This is a genomic window from Ferranicluibacter rubi (assembly GCF_011603255.1).
GTDB lineage: Bacteria > Pseudomonadota > Alphaproteobacteria > Rhizobiales > Rhizobiaceae > Ferranicluibacter > Ferranicluibacter rubi.
Genome location: NZ_JAANCM010000002.1, coordinates 472,078 through 490,283 on the forward strand (window position 1 = coordinate 472,078; position 18,206 = coordinate 490,283).

Below are 18,206 nucleotides of genomic sequence, written 5' to 3' on the forward strand. Positions count from 1 at the left end.
AGAATTGTTAAGAACTTGCTTCCTGCACCCGTTCGCCCCGCCCTACGACAGCCGAATTCTTCGGTGTTTTCCATGGTAGGCCGGCGACGGTCGCTTGTCCGGGACGGTCTGTTGACGATCCTCTTCCTCGGGCTCGTCTGGCTTGCCGCCCATCGTCTTGCTGGTGGCGGCGTGACGGTGATCGGCCAGCCGCGCGTGGTGGATGGCGACACGCTCGCTATCGGGCGAGATCGCATTCGCCTTATCGGCATCGATGCGCCCGAGAGCGCGCAGACCTGCGAGCGCGACGGCAGGGACTGGGATTGCGGGCAGGAGGCCCGACGGCATCTGGCGCGGCTGATCGGCAAGGCCGCCGTCGCATGCGAGGGCCGTGCGGACGACCGCTACGGCCGGCGGCTTGCCGTGTGCGCGGCTGGGCGTGAAGAGCTGAACGCACGCATGGTCGAGGACGGATTTGCGATTGCCTTCGGCGACTATGAGGCGGAGGAAGCCGATGCGCGTGCACGCCGGGCAGGGCTCTGGGCGGGCACCTTCGATCGCCCAAGAGACTGGCGCGCCCGCCATGGCGGAATGGCTGAGGCGCCCCATATCGACATGGATTGGATCAAGGCGCTGCTGCGCCGCATCGAGACCGCATGGACATCCCGCTGACACCGACCAGAGACGACATCGATCAACTCTCCACAACGATCTCCGCCTGCCGCATCTGTCGCGACGCGCCGGTCTTCGGTGCACCCCTGCCGCATGAGCCCAGGCCCATCTTCGTGCTCTCGGCGAAGGCGCGCATCCTGATCGCGAGCCAGGCCCCCGGCATGCGCGCGCATGTCAGCGGCGTCCCCTTCGACGATCCCTCCGGCAACCGGCTGCGCGACTGGCTCGGCGTGGACCGACCGACCTTCTACGATCCCGACAATTTCGCCATCGTTCCCATGGGGTTCTGCTTCCCCGGCTACGACAAACATGGCGGCGACATCCCGCCACGACGCGAATGCGCGCCCGTTTGGCGGGAGACGGCGCTCGCCGCCGTGCCGAACGCCTCGCTCATCCTCGTCATCGGCGCCTATGCTCAGGCCTATCATCTCGGCACGAAACGGCAGGCCTCGATGACGGCGACGGTGGCGGACTGGCGGCGGACGTTCGAGCGGGCGGAAGGACCCAAGCTGCTGCCTCTGCCGCACCCCAGCTGGCGCAACACGCCATGGCTGAAGCGGAACCCCTGGTTCGAAGCCGAACTGCTGCCCGTGCTCCGCGCTGAAATTGCATTGCGGATATCGTAAGAATTCACTCTGGCATTGGCCCCTTTTGACGCTATAGAAGAAATAATATTCGAAGGGGGCTACTGAAATGGATCGTCTCGATCGCAAGATCCTGCGACTTCTGCAGGAAGATTCGACACTCGCCGTTGCCGACCTGGCCAAGAAGGTTGGCCTGTCGACCACGCCGTGCTGGCGCCGTATCCAGAAGATGGAAGAAGAGGGCGTCATCCGTGGCCGCGTCGCCTTGCTCGATCCGGCGAAGATCAACACCAAGGTCACGGTCTTCGTGTCGATCCGCACCAATGCCCACTCGATCGAGTGGCTGCGGCGGTTCTCGGAGGTCGTCGGAGAATTTCCCGAAGTGGTCGAACTCTACCGCATGAGCGGCGATGTCGATTATCTGCTACGCGTCGTCGTGCCGGATATCGCGGCCTATGACGCCTTCTACAAGCGCCTGATCGCCAAGATCGAGATCCGCGACGTATCCTCGGCTTTCGCCATGGAGCAGATCAAGTACACGACGCAGATGCCGCTCGATTACATGATCTTGGAGCAGGCGAAGTCCCAGGAGGACTGAGGTCCTCTGGGAAATGGAACGGGAAGCAGGCGCGGGGGCGCGTCTACTTCTTTTCCAGCCGCGCCAGCAGCGACGAGGTATCCCAGCGCTTGCCGCCCATCGCCTGCACGTCGCCGTAGAACTGATCGACCAGAGCGGTGACCGGAAGCTTCGCGCCGTTGCGGCGGGCTTCCGTCAGCACGATGTCCAGATCCTTGCGCATCCAGTCCACAGCGAAGCCGAAGTCGTACGTGTCGGCAATCATCGTCTTGTGACGGTTTTCCATCTGCCAGGAACCGGCCGCTCCCTTGGAGATCACGTCCACGACGGCCTCCATATCGAGCCCGGCGCTCTTGCCGAAATGCATCGCTTCCGCCAGTCCCTGGACGAGGCCCGCAATGCAGATCTGGTTCACCATCTTGGTGAGCTGACCGCTGCCGGCCGGCCCCATCAGCCCAACCATGCGTGCATAGGCGTCGATGACAGGTCGTGCTTGTTCGAAGACGTCGGGATTGCCACCGCACATGACGGTGAGAACGCCGTTCTCAGCACCCGCCTGCCCACCGGAGACCGGGGCATCGATGAAATGCGCGCCACGCGCCTGCGCTGCCGCGTCCAGTTCGCGGGCGACTTCGGCGGAAGCGGTGGTGTTGTCGATGAAGATCGCACCGGCCCGCAGCGTCTCGAACGCGCCGTCCTTGCCCGTGGTGACCGACCGCAGGTCATCATCGTTGCCGACGCAGCAGAACACGAAATCCGCATCGCGCGCAGCTTCGGCCGGGGTCGCCGAAGACGTGCCGCCGTTTTCCGACACCCACGTTTCGGCTTTTGCCGATGTGCGGTTATAGACGGTCAGGTCATGGCCGCCTTTGACGGCGAGATGGCGGGCCATGGGATACCCCATGACACCGAGACCGATGAAGGCGACTTTGGCCATGGGATGCTCCTTAAGGCTATGGAATCAGACGTCGGCTCAGGATGGATTGCGCAGCCGCGCCACGACCAGATGACCGGCAATCGGTGCGCCGTCTTCCATGCGCACGGTGATATCCGTGAGATCGACCAGCTCGAACCCCGTGGCCTCCAGCCGCTCGAGCACGTAGTCGCGCGCATGGGCGAAACGCTGATGCGGACCGACCATGAAGCGGCGACCGGCAAAGACATCGTCCGGGAGTGTTTCGCTGGAGAAGATGAACAGCCCGCCCGGCTCCATGGTCTCCGCTGCCGCAAAGAACAGCGCTTCGAGACCGCCGAGATAGGGCAGGACATCCGTCGCAGTTACGAGATCGAACGGTCCGTCGTCGTTATCCTCGAGAAAATCCACCGCTTCGCCGACATAGAGCGCGTCGTAGAGATCCTTCTCATGGGCAATCTCGACCATGTTTTCCGACAGATCTACGCCGGTCAGATTTTCGGCCATGTCGCGCAACGCGCCGCCGGTGAGGCCCGTGCCGCAGCCGAGGTCGAGCAGGCTCTTGAAGGGACCGAGCCCAAGCGCCTGCAGCCGCTGGCGCACCATCATCGGCACGGAGTAGCCGAGCTGTTCCACGAGCACGTCCTCGAACACGTCGGCATGCTGGTCGAACAGGGTCGTGACATAGGCGTCCGACGCCTTGTCGGGCGTCTCGCCGCGGCCCATGGAGGCGATGCGCACGGCAGCGCCGCCATGATCTTCCGGATCAAGCACCAGGACTTGCCTGTAAGCGGCAACCGCCGCCTCCACATCGCCGGATTTTTCAAGCGCGAGAGCGCGGTTATAGGCCTCGGCCAAAGCTTCTTCGTCGATCTTCTTTTGCATGGCGGCTTTGTAGGATGGGTGTCGCCGAATGGCAATCCCGATCCGCCGACCGGAAACCAATGTAAAGGATCGTCAAGGAGACATCAGTTGATGATGAATTCCCCCCGCAACGCACGCCAGTCGCCCGCCGATATCAGCTTGCGATGGACGTAGCGTACCGAGTGGAGCGGCCCATCGAGCGTTTCCTGCCAGAATTTCAGGAAGCGTTTCATTTCGGGGAAATGCGGCGCCAGGTCGTAATGCTGCCAGAGGTAGCTCTGCAGGATCGCTTGGCGATCCGGCATTCGGTAGAGGATCTCGGCCGTGGTGAGGCCGTATCCTTTCAGCTGCAGTTCCATGTCAGATGCCATGCGAAACCTCATCTTTGCTGAATGACGGTCTCTAGAATGAAGCGCCGGAATGGTTAAGCAAGTCTTAATGACGGTCATGTGACGAAAAAATCGTGTTTTACCAGAGGCTTGGCAGCGATAGGTCGAGAGTGCTGCCAACTCTTCCGCCGCTAGCGCTTCAGGTGCCGGGTCAGCCGGTTTTCCAGCCAGACCCACAGATTGCGCAGCGCTTCCACCATGATGAGATAGAAGATCGCGGCCCAGAGATAGGTCTGGTAGTCGAAGGTGCGGGAGAAGGCGCGGCGGGTTTCGCCCATGAGGTCGAAGACGGTGACGATGGCGACGATGGCCGACGCCTTGATCATGAGAATGATCTCGTTGCCGTAGGGTCGAAGCGCCACGATCATCGCCTGCGGCAGGATGATCTTGAAGAAGGCGATGCGCTCAGACAGGCCGAGCGAGGCCGCACCTTCGCGCTGGCCACGCGGCACGCTCTCGATCGCGCCGCGCAGGATTTCCGCCTGATAGGCCGCCGTGTTGAGCACGAAGGTCAGCAGCGCGCAGTACCAAGCCTCGCGGAAGAACCACCAGAGCCCGATCTCGGTCAATTGCGGCCGGAAGCTCCCGAGGCCGTAATATATGAGGAAGAGCTGCATGATGACCGGCGTGCCGCGGAAGAAATAGACGTAGACGTACGCGATCCAGTTCGCGACCTTGTTCTTCGACATGCGCCCGAGCGCGACCGGCAGCGAGAGAAGCGCGCCGAGCACGATGGAGGTCGAGACGAGACCGAGCGTGACGCCGAGGCCGGAGATGTAGCCGGGTCCGTAGCGCTGGAACTTTTCCGGATCGAACCCGCCGACGATGAGCATGCCGAGGCCGACGAAGACCGCCAGCCAGACGCCGAGAAGGACGCGCCCGAACAGGCGAGACAAGGTGTAGGGACGCGCCGCTTCGCGGGGCGCAGGCTGCGGCGGAAGCAGGTCCGTCGAGACGAAGGCCTGCACCGAGCGGACGCCTGGACCCGGCATATCCGTATCGAGCGCTGGCGGCGCGCCGACGGGCGGAAGAGGTGGTGTCGCGCTCATCGGGCCACCTCCGAACGGCGCGCCCAGCGCTCCAGCGCGGAGAAGACGACGGAGGATGCTGCGGCGAGCAGCAGGAACAGGATGCAGGCGAGCCCGAAGAATTCGAAGGCCTGTTTGGTCACACGCGCGGCAACACCGGTCTGGCGCAGGATATCGGGTAGGCCGATGACGGAGACGAGGGCGGTATCCTTCAAAAGCGCCATCCAGAGATTGCCGAGGCCCGGCAGGGCGATGCGGAAAAGCTGTGGCAGCACGATCAGCCGCATGGTCTTTCCCCGGCTGAAGCCGAGCGCGTCGCCCGCCTCGTATTGCCCTCTGGGAATGGCCTTGAAGGCGGATTGCAGGACCTCGGAGCAATAGGCCGAGAAGACGACGCCGAGTGCGACGATACCGGCGAAGAACGCGTTGATCTCCACAGGGCCGGAGTAGCCGACGCCTGCGAGAACCTGCTGCACCACGATCTGCAGCCCGTAATAGACGATGAACAGCGTCAGCAGTTCCGGCAGGCCGCGGAAGATGGTGGTGTAGATATCGGAGGACAGGCGGAGCGACTTCTCGCTCGACTGCTTGCCCAGTGCGACACAGAAGCCGAGCGCCAAGCCGACCGGCAGCGTTGATATCGCCAGCGATGCGGTGATGAGAAAGCCGTAGCCGATCTCGTCGCCCCAGCCGGCATCGCCGCAGGCGAGCAGCGTGTTGCCGGCGAGAAGGCGGAAAATGCCGATCGGTCCGCACCACGGATCGAGCGTGGCGCCGAGCCACGACACGGCGGAAGAAAGCGCGGCCATGATTCCGCTCATCGTCTGGTCTGTCCCCTTGAGGCGCTTCTTGTTGGGCGCCTCTTGCTTACGGCATCGTTTGTCAAACAAAAACGGCGGGAGGGCAAGCTCCCGCCGCAGGATTTCGGACAAGCCGGGGAATTAGCCGCCGTAGACGTCGAAGGAGAAGTACTTGTCGTTGATTTCCTTGTACTTGCCGTTGGCGCGGATGGCCTTGATCGCCGTGTTGAACTTTTCGCGCAGATCGTTGTCGCCCTTGCGCAGCGCGATGCCAGCGCCTTCGCCATTGATGACGGGGTCGATCGGCAGCGTGCCGAGCAGCTTGCAGCAGTCGCCATCGGTGGTCTTCAGCCATTCCGAGAGAACGACGACATCGTCGATGACTGCGTCGATACGGCCGTTGGCGATGTCGAGCTTGTACTCGTCGGAGGTCGGGTAGAGTTTCAACTCGGCCTTCTTCATATGCGCTTCGGCATAGTTGGAATGCGTCGTGGAGGACTGGGCGCCGAGCGTCTTGCCGTCGAGACCGGCTTCGGTCGCCTCGGTGATCGGGCTATCTTTGGGCACGGCGATTGCCGGCGGGGTGTTGTAGTACTTTTCCGAGAAGTCCACCTGCTGCTTGCGCTCGGCCGTGATCGACATGGAGGCGATGAAGGCATCGTACTTCTTGGCGATCAGGGCGGGAATGGCGCCATCCCAATCCTGGGTGACGAAGGTGCATTCGGCCTTCATCTCGACGCAGAGTGCCTTGGCGATGTCGATGTCGAAGCCGGTCAGCGAGCCGTCGGCTTCCAGAACGTTGAAGGGCGGGTAGGCGCCTTCGGTGCCGATGGTGATCTTTTCGCCGGCGGCAAGCGCGGTACTCGCGGTCAGGGCGAAAACGGCCGCGGCGGCAGCCATGGTGAAACGTTTGGCGATAGGCATGTCGATCCTCTCTGTTGGCGCAGGCCCGGCTTGTTCTTTGTGTCCCGGGGCCATTCGCAAGCGACGGTGAACGGTCGCTTCGGTTGCGATATTCCGTCACCCGTTCGCAAATGCAACAGGAAAAGCGCGCGGGGAGAAAAGCGTGAACAGGCTCTGGCGGGAAGAGGAGGAAAGCCTATGTCCGCCGGGTGAACGCGGCATTCATCGCCAATTCATGCGCTTGTTGCTACCGCTCTGGCCATGGATCGCAGCCACAGTTGCGACCGTCCGTTACGCGGCGTTCAAACACATACCGGCCCGGATCATCGGTGCCGGTTGACAAGAACAAGAACGGGATCTCTCTCAGGAGGAGACACCATGACCATTCGATCCAAGCTTTTCGCAACGGTAGCAATGCCGTTGCTCACGATGACCATAGGCTTGCAGCCGGCCTTGGCCGACGCGCAGATGAAGCCGTTCCAGGTGGCGCAGGCCGATCCGGAAGAAGAGTTGCCCCGGAAGCGCAGGCCTGCCGAAGGGCAGCAGGATGCGGCGCCGCAACAGCAGGCGGAACCGTCTGAGAGTGGCGAAGGCCGCCCAAGCCGCGAAGAGCGCCGCAAGCAGCGCGACGCCGAGCAGCAATCGGGTGAAGAGCAGCCGCAGGCACAGCCTTCGGGCGACGACACGCCCCGCCCGAGCCGCGAGGAGCGTCGCAAACAGCGCGAGGCCGAACAGCAGCAGAACAACGAGCAGGCGGCACCCGAGGCCCAGCCTGCCGGCGAGGATACGCCGCGCCCGAGCCGTGAAGAGCGCCGCAAGCAGCGAGAAGCCGAGCAGCAGCAGAACGGCGAACAGCCGCAGGCCCAGCCTTCGGGCGAGGAGACACCGCGACCGAGCCGCGAGGAACGCCGCAAGCAGCGTGAGGCCGAGCAGCAGAAGCAGAACGGCGAGCAGGCACAGCCCGAGGGCCAGCCGATGCCGGATCTCGATGGTCAGGCGCCACGCCAGAGCCGCGAAGAGCGTCGCAAGCAGCGCGAGGCCGAACAGCAAAAGAAGCAGGACGGCGCCGACACGCAAGAGCAGATTAAGCCATCCGATCTCGATGCGACCCGGCCGCGCCAGACGGGGCAGGACGCCGACGCACCGGATGCCGCCGAACGCAAGCAGCAGCGTGAAGAGCGCATCCGCAAGCGTGAGGCGGAACGCCTCAACGGACAACAGAATGGCGACCAGCAGGCCCAGCCGGGCGACAATGCCGAGCAGCCCGCTACTGGCGACCAGCAGCCAGCTGCCGGCGACATGACCGACGAAGAGCGGGCTCGCATCCGCGCCGAGCGCCGCAAGCAGCGCGAGGCCGAAGGTCAGCAGGCAGAGGATCCGGCACGCCCGGGCAGCGAGCCGAACGCCACGGATCCTGCGCAGGCGGGCGACAACGGTGCCAACCGGGATCGTCCCGCGCGGGACGTCGTGGACAAGCGTTCGCGTGAAGAACGCGAGAAGCTGGCGCGCGACCCGTCGAAGAGCGATGAAACGGTCGTCCTGCCGGTCGAGAACGGTGCCGCCGTGCTCGACAGCGACAAGGATGCCGACAATCGCGGCAACGAAGACACCCGGGACCGCCGCCGTCGCGAGCGTGAACAGGTTCGCCAGGAACGCGACAACCAGCCGCCGCCGCGCACCGATGCCGACGCCCAGTCGGAGCACCGCGAACGCCGGCCGGATCGCGAAGAGCTGAACGCTGCCAACAACGAGCGCGGCCGCCGCATCGACCGGGCGCCGGAATTCGATGCCGGCGATCTGATCGATGCGCTGACGGGTCAACGTCCGCGGATCGAGGAGCAGCGCAACAACCGCACCGTGCTCGATTTCGGCGACGAGATCGTCGTGCGGAGCGACGATCGTCCGCGCCTGCGCCGCGATGCCCGCGAGACCTATTACGAGGAACTGCCGCGTGGCAGAACCCGCGAGGTCATCGAGCGTCCGAACGGCATGCGTGTCGTGACGATCTACAATCGCTACGGCGACGTCATCCAGCGCACGCGCATCAATAGCGATGGCGAAGAGTACCTGATGGTCTATGCGCCGGAAGTCGACGAAGAAAAGCGCCCGCCGCGTTACGATGTCGGCGAGGATTTGCCGCCCATGCGCCTGACGGTGCCGGTGCGCGACTACATCATCGATACCTCGACGGATCCGGATCGCGACTACTACGACTTCCTGGCCGAGCCGCCGGTCGAACGGGTCGAGCGGACCTATTCGCTGGATGAAGTCCGGAACTCCGCCCGCATCCGCGACAAGGTGCGCCGTATCGATCTCGATACGATCACCTTCGCCACGGGTAGCGCCGAGGTCCCGACGTCGCAGGCAAAGACCCTGCGCAAGGTCGCGGACGCGATGATCGAGGTGATCGACAAGGATCCCGGCGAGACCTTCCTGATCGAAGGTCATACGGATGCGGTTGGCTCCGACCAGTCGAACCTCGTTCTCTCCGACGAACGGGCCGAATCGGTCGCCGCACTTCTGACCGACATCTACGAGATCCCGCCGGAAAACTTGGTCACACAGGGTTACGGCGAGCGATTCCTCAAGGTCCGCACGTCGGAAGCCGAGCAGGAAAACCGCCGCGTCACCATTCGCCGCGTCACCCCGCTCGTCCGGCCTGTCGCACAGAAGTAAGGTTTTGAGGTGAGGGGCAGGTAGCCAGACATGGCCGCCTGCCCAGAATTTGCCATGTTCAAGGCCCTGAAGATGAAGAACCCGGTGCTTGTCGCGCCGGGTTCTTTTCGTCTGGACGTCTTATGAAAACGATTCTCCTCCTGCCGCTCCTCGCCGCCCTCGGCTTGGCTGCCCCGGCTTTGGCCCACGACGGTCTGCTGGAACCGAAGCTGCATATCGCGGCAGGCAGCAAGACACCGCGCGTGGCACTGACCTTCGACGCCTGCATGGGGCTGGCCGACCAGCGCATCATCTCCGTCCTCATCGAAAACCGCATCCCGGCGACGATTTTCATCACGGAGCGCTGGCTGAAGCGGAACGCGGAGACGTTCGCGATCTTCCGGGCTCATGCCGATCTGTTCGAGCTGGAAAACCACGGTGCGATGCACGTGCCGGCCATCGATCGTCCGGTCCCGGTCTACGGCATTGCCTCGGCCGGCTCTGCGCAGGCTGTCGAGGCCGAAGTCATGGGCGGAGCGAATGCGCTGGTCGCCAGCGGCGCACCACAGCCCCACTGGTTTCGCGGCGCCACCGCGAAGTACACGGCATCCTCGATCGCGCAGATCCGGGCCCTCGGGTTCGATGTTGCGGGCTACTCGCTGAACGGCGACGACGGATCGCTTCTGGGCGCCAGGATGGCCACGCGGCGGATCGCCAACGCCCATGATGGCGACGTCATCATCTCGCATATCAACCAGCCGACACATGCAGCCGGCGAAGGCGTTGCGGCGGGTATCCTCGCCTTGAAGGCAAAAGGATACGAGTTCGTGCGGCTCGACGCCGTCCATGAGGAAGGCAGCAACGCGACCGTCAACTGACGCGTCGTCTCACCGACGCTTGAGCCCGCAGGTCGCCTCCACGAAATCCGCAATGACGCCGGTATCATCGAGATCGAACACCGGAAGGCCTGCGTCGGGAACGGCGTGATCGGCCGCGATGGCGAGAATGTGCGGGTCGCCGGGCGCCAACGGCTCGCGGTTCTTCGCCTCCAGCCGTCGCGCCTCGATTTTCGGGATCGGTTCGCGCTTGTAACCTTCGATGAGAACGAGATCGCACGGCGCGAGACGCGCGAGAATGGCCTGGAAAGACGGCTCCGGTTCGCCACGAAGCTCATGCATAATCGCAAAGCGGGTGCCCGAGACGATCGTCACTTCATGCGCACCTGCCTCGCGATGCCGCCAGCTGTCGGCGCCGATCTTGTCGATGTCGAAATCGTGGTGAGCGTGCTTCACAGTGGAAACCGTGTAACCCCGCGCCGTAAGTTCCGTCACCAGCCTCACGGCAAGCCCGGTCTTTCCGGAGTTCTTCCAGCCGGCAATGCCGAATATCTTCGGTGCGGTCATTGCTCTGCGGTCTCCGCGCGGGAAAGCATCCGCTCGATCATCTCGACATCTCCCGGCCTGTTCATGTTCGTGAAGGGATCGATATCCCCGTAGGCATCTCCCGTCGCCGTGAAATCGACGACGACATGCGCATGCTGCTCGATGAAGCCGCGGACCCGTCGCTTGGCATCGGTTGCGATGAAGCGCTCCAGATCGTCGGCAAGCGAAGAGGACCAAAGTGCGAAGACGGGATGCAGGGTGTCCCTGGATGCCGCCACGGCGATCACGCTGTTCGTCTCTTCGAGGGCTTCGAGAAGCCGGCGTACGAATGCATGCGGGAAAAATGGAGCATCCACGGGAACGCTGGCGACAAGCGGGATGTCGCGGGATTGCCCCAGACGCAGCCCGGCGAGAACGCCCGCAAGCGGACCGAACGCCCCCGGCACCGCATCGGGGATGGTTTCGATATCCGGGGCCAGTCCTGGGAAGACGGGAGCGCCGTTGAAGGCGAGGGTGGTCACTTGCGGCCGCAGCCGCTCGAGGGCGCGTATGGCGAGCGGTGTTCCACCAAGGGGCAGGGCGGCCTTGTCACGCCCCATTCGGCTCGACAGGCCGCCGGCGAGCACGACGCCGAGGATGGCTCGCGGTACATCTGCAGTCACGTCAGCCGCCTGTTACGCTCATATGCCGCGCAACGGCCGGGCGGTTCTGCGTGCGGTCGATGATGAAATCGTGGCCCTTCGGTTTACGGCCGATGGCCTCGTCGATCACCTGGGATAGAAGCGCGTCTTCCGAAGATGCGCGGACGGCGGCACGCAGATCCGCGGCATCGTTCTGTCCGAGGCACATGTACAGCGTGCCCGTGCAGGTCAGCCGCACCCGATTGCAGCTTTCACAGAAATTATGCGTCATCGGCGTGATGAGGCCGAGCCGTCCGCCGGTTTCCGCGACCGTCATGTAACGCGCCGGGCCACCGGTCGCATAGGCATTGTCGGTCAGAGTGAAGATCTTCGCCAACCGGTCGCGCATCTCGGACAGCGGCATGTAGCGATCCGTCCGGTCCTCCTCGACCTCTCCCATCGGCATGGTCTCGATCAGCGTCAGATCCATGCCCCGACCGTGCGCCCAGCGAATCATGTCGGGAATTTCGAGATCGTTGAAGCCCTTGAGGGCGACGGCGTTGATCTTCACGTGGATGCCCGCCGCCTGCGCGGCATCGATGCCCTCCAGCACTTTCGACAGATCCCCCCAGCGGGTGATCTCCCGGAACTTCACCGGGTCGAGCGTATCCATCGACACGTTGATGCGCTTCACGCCGGCGTCTGCCAGTTCCTGCGCGTAGCGCGCGAGCTGCGAGCCGTTGGTGGTCAGGGTCAGCTCGTCCAGCGTTCCCTCTTCGATCTTTTTGCCCAGCGCCCGCACGAGATGCATGATGTTCTTGCGCACCAGCGGTTCGCCACCGGTCAGCCGCAGCTTGCGCACGCCCTTTTCGATAAAGGCGGAACAGATGCGCTCCAGTTCTTCCAGCGTCAGGAGATCCTTCTTCGGCAGGAAATTCATGTTCTCCGCCATGCAGTAGGTGCAGCGGAAATCGCAGCGGTCGGTGACGGAGACGCGCAGGTAAGTGACCGCCCGGCCGAACGGATCGATCATCGGCGCGGTGGAGTTTACGAGCGCCACGGCTCCGCGCTTGTCGATCGGGCGTCTGTCGATGATGATGGTGTTCACAAGCGTCTCCGTCGTCCTGCCCACAAACATCGTGCCTGGGACGAGATGCGTCAAGGCCGGCTGTGGTTCGCGGCCTGCAATGATGGGCGTGTCAGTTTCCTTGAGGGGGAAACTGCGCTAGGTCTCTGAAAAATCAAGCGGTGGCTGGCGCACGGGCGTAACGGGCGCGGAGGGACGGACATGACGAGCGAGATCTGGCCTAAGGAATTGCGTGTCTCCAAGGACCGGAGGACGCTGACCGTGACCTTCAATGACGGTGTCGCCGGCGTCCTTCCCGCCGAAATGCTGCGCGTGCTTTCGCCATCTGCGGAAGTCCAGGGCCATGGTCCGGGCCAGAAGGTCACCGTGCCCGGCAAGCGCAACGTCGCCATCGCCGCGATGACGCCGACGGGAAACTACGCCGTGCGGATCGCCTTCGATGATGGTCACGACACCGGCATCTTCACCTGGACCTACCTGCGGGACCTCAGCATCGACGGTGCCACGCCCTTCGCGGCCTACGAACAGGAATTGAGCGCCAAAGGCCTCGACCGCGGCCCCGTTCGCAGCGGGCAGGCTACGAATGAGGACGCGGCGCGATGAGCACGCTTTTCCAGTCGCTGCGGGATCGGGCCGGCTGGATGCGGGAGCGTCGTGAGGGAGAGGACGACAAGGTCGCGTTTCCCGAGCTGTTCTTCGATCTGGTCTTCGTCTTCTCGTTGATCCAGTTGTCGCACACGCTTGCCGGTCATTACTCCCTTATGGGTGCGCTCGAAGCGCTATTGATGATTCTCGCCGTCTGGTGGGTCTGGATCTTCACCACCTGGGTCACGAACTGGCTCGATCCGGACCGGATGCCGGTTCGCGCCATGCTGTTCGCCCTGATGTTCGGCGCCCTCCTGCTATCGACCGCGATCAACGACGCCTTCGGCGATAAGGCGCTGTTGTTCGCTATCTCCTACGTCGCCATGCAGGTCGGCCGGTCGCTGTTCACCGTCTATGCGATGCACGGGCACAGCCCCGACAACGCGCGCGATTTCCTGCGCATCACCTGCTGGCTGATCCTCTCCGGCGTGTTCTGGATCGCAGGCGCCCTGATCGGCGGCGAAGCGCAGCTCTTCATCTGGATCGCTGCGCTCACCATCGAATATGTCTCGCCTGCCGTCGGCTTCCGGGTGCCCGGATTGGGCCGTTCCGAGTTCGACGATTGGGACGTGCTTGGTGCACACATGGCCGAGCGATGCGCTCTCTTCGTCCTGATCTGTCTCGGCGAAACGATTCTCGTAACGGGCCGCACGCTTGCCGAAATGGAGGTGACGCCGCTCGTCTTCGTTCTCGCCGTCAGCAGCTTCGGGTCGACCGTCACGATGTGGTGGATCTATTTCCGGTTCGGGCAGGAACGAGCGGCTGCGCAGATCGAGAGCGACGAGTCGCCCGGCGAAGTCGCGCGCACCATCTTCACCTACGCCCATATCCCCGTGGTCGCAGGCATCATACTCTGCGCCGTCGCCGACGAATTCGTGCTCGCCCATCCGCATGGCGCGATCGACCTGAAGACGGCCAGCGCCATCATCGGTGGCCCCATCGTCTTTCTCGCTGGCAATGTCTGGATCAAGAGTTCGGTCGCACCGGGCCTGTCGGTCTCGCATCTCGCGGGCATAGGATTGCTGGTGCTCGCGGCACCGCTCGCCTTCGTGGTCGAGCCGCACGTCCTCCTGATCATCTCCTTCATCATTCTCGTCATCGTCGCCGTCTGGGAATACCTGACGCTCAAATCCGTGCGTTGAACCCGCATCAAACCCATCTGGAACTGGAAGAACAATGCCCCTGAAAGTCTACCTCGCCGGCCCCGAAGTCTTCCTGCCCAACGCGCGGGAGATCTTGGATCTCAAGGCGGAGCGCGCGAGGGCTGCAGGCTTCGAGCCGCTGAGCCCAGGCGATCTTGCGATCCCTCCGGCCGAGACGAAGTTCGGCATGGGTCTTGCGATCAGCCAGGTCAATGAAGGGATGATGCGTGCGGCCGATGCCGTCATCGCCAACCTCACCCCGTTCCGCGGCGTCGCCGCCGATGTCGGCACGGCTTTCGAGGTCGGTTTCATGTGCGCGCAGGGCAAGCTGGTCTATGCCTATACGAACATTGCCCGATCTCACTATGACCGCTGCTCGGCCTATTATGGCGGCGAGATTCGTGAGACGACCGATGGCCGGCATCGCGGGCCCGACGGTATCTCCATAGAGAACTTCGACATGGCGGACAATCTGATGCTGGACGGCGGCATTGCCGCGCGCGGTGGCGCGCTGGTGGTGGGGAATGCGGCGGCCGATGCTCTCTACACGGATCTTGCTGCCTTCGAGGAATGCCTTCGCCTGCTCGCCGAGCAGCAGGGCACGACGGCCTGACCGTCGTCCTCGATCGATCTCACTGCATAATTCCTTAAGCCGGAATCGGCTTGAGGATAAAATTATGTAGCAAATTTCATGTCTTAGAGCGATCTTAGCGCGTCATAAATGACGCGTGGCGCTCTAACGGCGATAGAGAAGCCAGTTGCGGCCGGTGTCCTTCTTCATGCCGTCCTCGAACAGCATGGTCCGGTTGCGCCCGGCGTTCTTGGCGCAGTAGAGCGCCACGTCGGCCTTGTTGTAGAGATCGACCGGGTCTTCCGCGAGGGAGGCCTGGCAGACACCGATGGATAGCGTGATCGGGCCGTAGTTCACGCCCGTCTTCGAATTCTTGAACGGCGTGTTGGCCAGCGCCGTGCGGATGCGGTCGGCGACCTGCACGCATTCCTCGACGGTCTGGTCGTTGAGGATGATCGCGAACTCTTCGCCGCCGGTGCGCGCGACAAAGGCTTCCCGGCGCAGGTTCGAGCGGATGACCGTGCCGACCGTCGCGAGGATCTTGTCGCCGACCGGATGGCCGAACGTGTCGTTGACCTTCTTGAAGTGATCGATATCGGCGATCAGAAGCCCGGTATAGGTCTTGATCTGATCCGAATTGTAGACCGACGACAGCTTTTCGTCGAAGGCTCGTCGGTTGGCAAGGCGGGTGAGAGAATCGGTGTTGGCGATCCGCTTGTACTCGTCCAGTTCCTGCCGGATGACATCCATCTCCACCGATTTCAGGGAGACGTTCTCGGCCAGTTCCTTGCCCTGGCTCATCGTGTCTTCGGTGGCGCGGGAGAGCAGCGTCACCGCACTGCGAAGGATCTCGACGCTCGCAGCGCTCTTGTTGTTGATGTTGTCGGCGGCTTCCCCGAGGACCCGATTGTAGCTCTCGAGCGCGAACTGCTCGTCGCGCATCAGGGCCAGGAGGTCGTTCAACTGCGCGGCAAGACGGCTATGCGCGCGCTCGACGCCGGCAGCGTGATGGATATGGGCGAAGTAGCGGGCGCCGATCTCGTCCAGTTCTTCCTGCGTGGCCTTGCTGCCGAGAGCAGCGAGCTCTTTCGTCAGGCGCGGGTTCGAGCCGATATAGGCTTCGTAATAGAGCTCGTAATTGCGCGGGATCGGGGCAATGCCCATGATCCGCATCGCAAAGGTAACCTGCGCCGCAATATCCGGAGCTTGCCCCTTGGGTGATGTCGCAGGCTGCACGAACGCCCTCCTGTTTTCCTGACCTTGGCATCGGGAACGACGTCATTGTCGCTCCGCGAACGCACTTGGCTGCAGGTGTGCCTCTCGATCGATCGGAGGAGGCGTTCTGCAATGGCGTATTCTAGGGAGGAAAAGATGAGAGAAAGTTTAACAATTGTTCAAAACATTCTTTAACCCATCAAGACCGGAGCTTCGCGTGCGCACAAAAAAACCTTGCTGGAGACCAGCAAGGTTTTTGAGGCAATCGTTTCAGCCGCTCGTCCGCAAGCGGCCGCATGCTTCGTTTCAGTGGATCAGGCTATGATCGCCATCACGAAGGGCTGATCATCGTTTCCGGGCGAACCACAGCATCGAACTCCTCGTTCGTCACATAGCCGCCGCCGACGGCTTCTTCGCGGAGCGTCGTCCCGTTCTTATGAGCGGTCTTGGCAATCTTGGCGGCGTTGTCGTAGCCGATCTTCGGCGCCAGCGCCGTGACGAGCATCAGCGAACGGTCGAGGGCCGCCTTGATGTTGTCTTCGCGCGCCTCGATGCCGATGACGCAGTTGTCGGTGAAGGATACGGCGGCGTCCGCTAGCAGCTGGACGGACTGCAGGAAGTTGTAGGCCATCAGCGGATTGTAGACGTTCAGCTCGAAATGGCCCTGGCTGCCGGCGAAGGTCAGCGAGGCGTTGTTGCCGAAGACCTGAACGCAGACCTGGGTCAGCGCTTCGCACTGCGTCGGATTGACCTTGCCCGGCATGATCGAGGAGCCCGGCTCGTTTTCCGGCAGCGACAGCTCGCCGAGGCCCGAGCGCGGACCGGAGCCGAGAAGCCGGATATCGTTGGCGATCTTGAAAAGAGCGGCTGCCGTCGAATTGATGGCGCCATGGCTGAACACCATGGAATCGTGAGCGGCCAGCGCCTCGAACTTGTTCGGCGCCGAGGTGAAGGCGATGCCGGTGATCGCTGCGATCTCTTCGGCGACCTTTTCGGCAAAGCCGATCGGGGCATTGAGCCCGGTGCCGACCGCGGTGCCACCCTGGGCGAGTTCCTGCAGGCCGGGAAGAGTCATCTCGATGCGCTTGATGGAGGAGGCCACCTGCGCTGCATAGCCGGAGAACTCCTGGCCGAGCGTCAGCGGGGTTGCGTCCTGCGTATGCGTGCGGCCGATCTTGATGATGTGGTCGAAGGCCTTCACCTTGGCCTCAAGCGCCACATGCAGATGTTTCAGTGCCGGCAGCAGGTCGTGCACCACGCGTTCCGCGCAGGCGATGTGCATGGCGGTCGGGAACGTGTCGTTGGACGACTGGCTCATATTGACGTGGTCGTTCGGGTGAACCGGCTTCTTGGAGCCCATGACGCCGCCGAGCAGTTCGATCGCCCGGTTCGAGATGACCTCGTTTGCGTTCATGTTCGACTGCGTGCCGGAACCGGTCTGCCAGACGACGAGCGGAAAATGATCGTCGAGCTTGCCGTCGATCACTTCCTGAGAAGCGCGGATGATCGGTTCGCCGACGGCGGGGTCAAGGCGTCCCAGTGCCATGTTGGCCTTGGCCGCCGCCTGCTTGACGATGCCGAGGGCCCGCACGATGGATAGCGGCTGCTTTTCCCAGCCGATCTTGAAATTGCCGAGGGAACGCTGGGCCTGTGCGCCCCAATAGCGGTCGTTCTGGACCTCGATCGGGCCGAATGTATCTGTTTCCGTGCGGGTGGCTGTCATCGTCTCTTCCCTGCTTCGTCTGATGCGGCACCGTCGAGCGCTGCAAGATCCCCGGAGCCGGCCGCGACAAGGCCCGGCCGGGCTGGCGTCTTCTGTGGCCCAGGAGCCGCCCGGTTGTAAAGAGGCAGGAGAGGGCTGCCGGCCGTACAATCGTTTGAAAGATCCCGGGCGGTGAAGGAACTCGACACGTCCCGGTGACAGCGGCTCGGAGGCGCTTTCTGTGCCTTTTGTAACACAGGCTGAATGTCTCTCGAAAACCCTTGGCCGCATGCCGAAAATAATCACGGCCGGCGCTGTAAATCCATCAAGGCGAAAAGCAAGAACTATCAGTTTCTTGACCTGCTCCACTCTTCGTCGAGACGGGTTTTTTCCGTAAGTACCCGCCTGATTCCGCCAAGCGCGTTTCCTTTTCATTCACCAACATTTCTTATAAGTCGGATGCTTGGTGACATGAACG

The 18,206-nt window shown here is 63.0% G+C and carries 19 protein-coding genes; 8 read left to right on the forward strand and 11 right to left on the reverse strand.

The window, feature by feature from the left end:
- The first annotated feature begins 111 nt into the window (after positions 1 to 111).
- The 3 genes from G8E10_RS06180 (at position 112) to G8E10_RS06190 (ending at position 1,833) form a co-directional block, all read left to right on the forward strand.
- Complete coding sequence (locus tag G8E10_RS06180) at positions 112 to 651, forward strand: thermonuclease family protein (protein WP_281517422.1); 540 nt, start codon at positions 112 to 114, stop codon at positions 649 to 651.
- A complete protein-coding gene (locus tag G8E10_RS06185) occupies positions 636 to 1,277 on the forward strand; it encodes a uracil-DNA glycosylase family protein (RefSeq protein ID WP_110798820.1) in 642 nt (213 codons plus the stop codon). The genes G8E10_RS06180 and G8E10_RS06185 overlap by 16 nt, the downstream gene beginning before the upstream one ends.
- 67 nt (positions 1,278 to 1,344) lie before the next feature.
- Positions 1,345 to 1,833 (forward strand): Lrp/AsnC family transcriptional regulator, encoded by a 489-nt coding sequence (locus G8E10_RS06190; protein ID WP_062596499.1) that lies wholly within the window; start codon positions 1,345 to 1,347, stop codon positions 1,831 to 1,833.
- Between the two features lie 43 nt (positions 1,834 to 1,876).
- Here G8E10_RS06190 and G8E10_RS06195 read toward each other — a convergent pair whose 3' ends face one another.
- From G8E10_RS06195 to G8E10_RS06220, 6 genes are all read right to left on the reverse strand, one after another.
- Entirely contained in the window at positions 1,877 to 2,749 is an 873-nt protein-coding gene (locus G8E10_RS06195; protein ID WP_110798821.1) for an NAD(P)-dependent oxidoreductase, read from the reverse strand.
- 36 nt (positions 2,750 to 2,785) lie between these two features.
- A complete protein-coding gene (locus G8E10_RS06200) occupies positions 2,786 to 3,610 on the reverse strand; it encodes a class I SAM-dependent methyltransferase (RefSeq protein WP_110798822.1) in 825 nt (274 codons plus the stop codon).
- 83 nt (positions 3,611 to 3,693) lie between these two features.
- Positions 3,694 to 3,960, reverse strand: a complete 267-nt coding sequence (locus G8E10_RS06205; protein WP_092933569.1) for an usg protein — start codon at positions 3,958 to 3,960, stop codon at positions 3,694 to 3,696.
- A gap of 149 nt (positions 3,961 to 4,109) precedes the next feature.
- A complete protein-coding gene (locus tag G8E10_RS06210; RefSeq protein ID WP_167128072.1) occupies positions 4,110 to 4,970 on the reverse strand; it encodes an ABC transporter permease in 861 nt (286 codons plus the stop codon).
- Between the two features lie 53 nt (positions 4,971 to 5,023).
- Positions 5,024 to 5,827, reverse strand: coding sequence for an ABC transporter permease (locus G8E10_RS06215; RefSeq protein ID WP_167127833.1), 804 nt, complete (start codon positions 5,825 to 5,827; stop codon positions 5,024 to 5,026).
- 120 nt (positions 5,828 to 5,947) lie between these two features.
- On the reverse strand, positions 5,948 to 6,730 hold the full coding sequence (locus G8E10_RS06220; protein ID WP_110729688.1) for an ABC transporter substrate-binding protein: 783 nt from the start codon (positions 6,728 to 6,730) through the stop codon (positions 5,948 to 5,950).
- A 357-nt stretch (positions 6,731 to 7,087) separates the two neighbouring features.
- Here G8E10_RS06220 and G8E10_RS06225 point away from each other — a divergent pair, with 357 nt between their 5' ends.
- Together G8E10_RS06225 and G8E10_RS06230 are read left to right on the forward strand one after the other, a co-directional pair.
- Positions 7,088 to 9,385, forward strand: coding sequence for an OmpA family protein (locus tag G8E10_RS06225; protein ID WP_167127836.1), 2,298 nt, complete (start codon positions 7,088 to 7,090; stop codon positions 9,383 to 9,385).
- A 122-nt stretch (positions 9,386 to 9,507) separates the two neighbouring features.
- The gene (locus G8E10_RS06230) at positions 9,508 to 10,242 is read left to right on the forward strand and encodes a polysaccharide deacetylase family protein (RefSeq protein WP_167127839.1); all 735 of its coding nucleotides are present in this window, start codon (positions 9,508 to 9,510) and stop codon (positions 10,240 to 10,242) included.
- A gap of 9 nt (positions 10,243 to 10,251) precedes the next feature.
- Here the strand turns inward: G8E10_RS06230 and mobB are convergent, their stop codons facing one another.
- The 3 genes from mobB to moaA are packed head-to-tail and all read right to left on the reverse strand — an operon-like array spanning position 10,252 to position 12,399.
- Positions 10,252 to 10,767, reverse strand: coding sequence for a molybdopterin-guanine dinucleotide biosynthesis protein B (gene mobB / locus G8E10_RS06235; RefSeq protein ID WP_167127842.1), 516 nt, complete (start codon positions 10,765 to 10,767; stop codon positions 10,252 to 10,254).
- The gene (mobA, locus tag G8E10_RS06240; RefSeq protein ID WP_343289705.1) at positions 10,764 to 11,408 is read right to left on the reverse strand and encodes a molybdenum cofactor guanylyltransferase MobA; all 645 of its coding nucleotides are present in this window, start codon (positions 11,406 to 11,408) and stop codon (positions 10,764 to 10,766) included. The genes mobB and mobA overlap by 4 nt, the downstream gene beginning before the upstream one ends.
- A 1-nt stretch (position 11,409) precedes the next feature.
- Complete coding sequence (gene moaA, locus G8E10_RS06245) at positions 11,410 to 12,399, reverse strand: GTP 3',8-cyclase MoaA (protein WP_425530826.1); 990 nt, start codon at positions 12,397 to 12,399, stop codon at positions 11,410 to 11,412.
- A gap of 255 nt (positions 12,400 to 12,654) precedes the next feature.
- On the opposite strand from moaA, the gene G8E10_RS06250 reads away from it, so the two are divergent.
- The 3 genes from G8E10_RS06250 to G8E10_RS06260 are packed head-to-tail and all read left to right on the forward strand — an operon-like array spanning position 12,655 to position 14,853.
- Positions 12,655 to 13,056, forward strand: a complete 402-nt coding sequence (locus tag G8E10_RS06250; RefSeq protein ID WP_167127845.1) for a gamma-butyrobetaine hydroxylase family protein — start codon at positions 12,655 to 12,657, stop codon at positions 13,054 to 13,056.
- A complete protein-coding gene (locus G8E10_RS06255; RefSeq protein WP_425530819.1) occupies positions 13,053 to 14,240 on the forward strand; it encodes a low temperature requirement protein A in 1,188 nt (395 codons plus the stop codon). The genes G8E10_RS06250 and G8E10_RS06255 overlap by 4 nt, the downstream gene beginning before the upstream one ends.
- Positions 14,241 to 14,274: 34 nt before the next feature.
- Positions 14,275 to 14,853: a nucleoside 2-deoxyribosyltransferase gene (locus tag G8E10_RS06260; protein WP_110798829.1), complete on the forward strand. Its 579-nt coding sequence runs from the start codon at positions 14,275 to 14,277 to the stop codon at positions 14,851 to 14,853.
- A gap of 123 nt (positions 14,854 to 14,976) precedes the next feature.
- Here the strand turns inward: G8E10_RS06260 and G8E10_RS06265 are convergent, their stop codons facing one another.
- The gene (locus G8E10_RS06265; RefSeq protein WP_110798830.1) at positions 14,977 to 16,047 is read right to left on the reverse strand and encodes a GGDEF domain-containing protein; all 1,071 of its coding nucleotides are present in this window, start codon (positions 16,045 to 16,047) and stop codon (positions 14,977 to 14,979) included.
- 310 nt (positions 16,048 to 16,357) lie between these two features.
- Positions 16,358 to 17,749, reverse strand: a complete 1,392-nt coding sequence (gene fumC / locus G8E10_RS06270) for a class II fumarate hydratase (protein WP_110798831.1) — start codon at positions 17,747 to 17,749, stop codon at positions 16,358 to 16,360.
- Between the last annotated feature and the right edge of the window lie 457 nt (positions 17,750 to 18,206).

What these genes read in the sequence shown, in the direction of transcription:
- fumC (WP_110798831.1), bottom strand. Translation starts at nt 17,749, where the DNA reads ATGACAGCCACCCGCACGGAAACAGATACATTCGGCCCGATCGAGGTC.
- G8E10_RS06210 (WP_167128072.1), bottom strand. Translation starts at nt 4,970, where the DNA reads ATGCCGGGTCCAGGCGTCCGCTCGGTGCAGGCCTTCGTCTCGACGGAC.
- G8E10_RS06185 (WP_110798820.1), top strand. Translation starts at nt 636, where the DNA reads ATGGACATCCCGCTGACACCGACCAGAGACGACATCGATCAACTCTCC.
- G8E10_RS06255 (WP_425530819.1), top strand. Translation starts at nt 13,053, where the DNA reads ATGAGCACGCTTTTCCAGTCGCTGCGGGATCGGGCCGGCTGGATGCGG.
- mobB (WP_167127842.1), bottom strand. Translation starts at nt 10,767, where the DNA reads ATGACCGCACCGAAGATATTCGGCATTGCCGGCTGGAAGAACTCCGGA.
- G8E10_RS06220 (WP_110729688.1), bottom strand. Translation starts at nt 6,730, where the DNA reads ATGCCTATCGCCAAACGTTTCACCATGGCTGCCGCCGCGGCCGTTTTC.
- G8E10_RS06195 (WP_110798821.1), bottom strand. Translation starts at nt 2,749, where the DNA reads ATGGCCAAAGTCGCCTTCATCGGTCTCGGTGTCATGGGGTATCCCATG.
- G8E10_RS06260 (WP_110798829.1), top strand. Translation starts at nt 14,275, where the DNA reads ATGCCCCTGAAAGTCTACCTCGCCGGCCCCGAAGTCTTCCTGCCCAAC.
- G8E10_RS06215 (WP_167127833.1), bottom strand. Translation starts at nt 5,827, where the DNA reads ATGAGCGGAATCATGGCCGCGCTTTCTTCCGCCGTGTCGTGGCTCGGC.
- G8E10_RS06190 (WP_062596499.1), top strand. Translation starts at nt 1,345, where the DNA reads ATGGATCGTCTCGATCGCAAGATCCTGCGACTTCTGCAGGAAGATTCG.
- G8E10_RS06225 (WP_167127836.1), top strand. Translation starts at nt 7,088, where the DNA reads ATGACCATTCGATCCAAGCTTTTCGCAACGGTAGCAATGCCGTTGCTC.
- G8E10_RS06200 (WP_110798822.1), bottom strand. Translation starts at nt 3,610, where the DNA reads ATGCAAAAGAAGATCGACGAAGAAGCTTTGGCCGAGGCCTATAACCGC.
- G8E10_RS06230 (WP_167127839.1), top strand. Translation starts at nt 9,508, where the DNA reads ATGAAAACGATTCTCCTCCTGCCGCTCCTCGCCGCCCTCGGCTTGGCT.
- moaA (WP_425530826.1), bottom strand. Translation starts at nt 12,399, where the DNA reads ATGATCGATCCGTTCGGCCGGGCGGTCACTTACCTGCGCGTCTCCGTC.
- G8E10_RS06205 (WP_092933569.1), bottom strand. Translation starts at nt 3,960, where the DNA reads ATGGCATCTGACATGGAACTGCAGCTGAAAGGATACGGCCTCACCACG.
- G8E10_RS06250 (WP_167127845.1), top strand. Translation starts at nt 12,655, where the DNA reads ATGACGAGCGAGATCTGGCCTAAGGAATTGCGTGTCTCCAAGGACCGG.